Genomic DNA, 1,965 nt, shown 5'->3' with positions numbered 1-1,965 from the left:
CAAACCCCGCCAAGGCGGGGTTTGCTGTTGGTGCCGGAGATGTGGGGGAGAAGGTGAGCTCAGCGTCCCGGATCCCCGTAAAGCGCATAAGGCGCCCAGAAGGCTGGATGGGCATAAGCCATCACCGGCTGCCCCCTGGCATCGGTGGCCACATCCTTGTCGATCAGATCCAGCATCGCCCGATTGAGCGCCTGCGCGCGCGTGAGCTGCGGGTCCCTGGTATAGCGCTCGAACAGATGCGTCACCAGCTCCCGGGCCGACACCGTCTCCACCGGCCAGTGCGTGGCCAGCACCGAGCGTGCCCCCGCGTAGAAGAAACCCCGGCCCAGCCCCGAGACCGCCTCCGCCCCCGTGCCGTCTGCGGCCGCCGTGTTGCAGGCCGACAGCACCACCAGATCCGCATCCAGCGACAGCTTGAGGATGTCCTCCAGCTTGAGCAGCCCGTCCGTGATCGCCTTGCCCGGTGCCGGTGACAGCGCCAGCGCCGGCTGGTCCAGCCCCGGCAGATCCCCCGCCACCAGCCCGTGCGTCGCAAAGGCCACGATGCGCCGCTGCTTCAAGTCACTGCCCAGCACGTTCTGGCGGTTTGCCTGCGCCCCGAAGAAGGTATCCCGCTTCAAGTCGGCCGCCATCGCCGTGGCAATCGCCGTGATCTCCTCCCGGGTATCGGGCAGGGCCGTCAGCGTGGGCGTCTCGGGTACAGGCGCCGGGGCAGTTACAGGCGCATCCGCACTGGTCTGGTTCTCGTCCCAGCCCGGTGTGCGCTTGATCTTGAGGTTACGCGTGCCCCGGGTCCCACCCCCCTCGGTCTGAGCCCCGAAGTCCGGGTCCCCAAACCCCACAAAGGGCGAGCGCTTGCCCGGGGAGGCCGGCAGCGCACGCAGCGTCACCAGGGCACTGACCGAAGGCAGGTAGGCCACCGCCACCTGGCGCGCCAGCCAGGGCACCTGGCGGTACTGCGACATGGGCAGGCCCGGCGTGGCCGTCCCTGCAGCTGTACCTGTCTCCTTGCCCGTGGGCAACAAGGAGAAGGGAATCTGTCCCAGAGACTCATTGGCCACCACCAGCAGGGTGTCGGCCTGGGCCCAGGCCGAGGCCACCGGGGCCAGCAGCTCCTGGTACAGGGCTTGCCCGGCCTCCAGATCGAAACGCAGCCGGTCCAGCGAGATCCCCGTGGTCAGGTCCACCGAATCACGCAGGCGCTTGACCTGGGCGGCCACCCAATCGGGCTTGTTCGGGCTGAAGTGAAACTGCAGGCCGCCTTGCGGGCCCGTGGCCCAGACATAACTGCCCCCGGGGGTCACGTAGATGGAGAGCAGGGCCTCCTTGGGCTTGAGGGCGCGGCGGGCCGTGGCCAGGTCGGCCGGGCGCGGGTTGACCAGCTCGTCGTACTGGGGGAACTGGCGGCGGATCTCCACCAGGTCACGTTGCTGCTGTTTCTGCAGCTCGGCGATGCGTTGTTCCATGGCCTTGATGACCGTGGGCAGCTGCTGCTCGGGCGGGGCCGAGCGCTGGGTGATCAGGTTCTTGTAGACCGCCTGCAGCTCGTCATCGGCGTCCTGCACCTGCTTGATCCTGGCGCCGAGTTCGGGGGTACCGGCGGCCGCGCGCAGGGCCGAGCCGGCCAGGGCCTTTTGCACGCTCTGCCAGCGCGCCACGTCGGCCACGCGGAAGGCCTCGGCCAGGTCGGCGGCGCTGCGTTCGCCCTTGCTGCCCACCAGCACGTTGAGGTATTCGTTGAGGATGAGGCGCAGCCGGGTGGTGCGCGAGATGCTGGCGCCTTGTTTGCCCACTACCTTGTCGGGGTCGGTCAGGATGGGGATGGCTGCGGCGAATTCCGCTCGGGCTTCGTCCAGACGTCCGGCGCGCTGCAGGGCCATGGCGCGGTAGGCGCGGGCCTCGGCGGTGTTGTAGTGGCCCGCACCGAAGTGCTGGGTGCTGTGGCGCACCAGGGCGTCGCCGTCG

Annotated in this window: 1 protein-coding gene; it reads right to left on the bottom strand. The window is 69.1% G+C overall.

Annotation, left to right across the window (positions count from 1 at the left end; genetic code table 11):
- Positions 1–59 precede the first annotated feature (59 nt).
- A partial coding sequence (locus AC07NT_RS18460; protein WP_498600352.1) for a CHAT domain-containing protein occupies positions 60–1,965 on the bottom strand: 1,906 nt, incomplete at its 5' end.

It is taken from the genome of Hylemonella sp. GW821-FHT10B10 (genome assembly GCF_059415585.1).
Note: the sequence above shows the minus strand (reverse complement) of the source record. Positions and strands in the feature narration are given on the sequence as shown.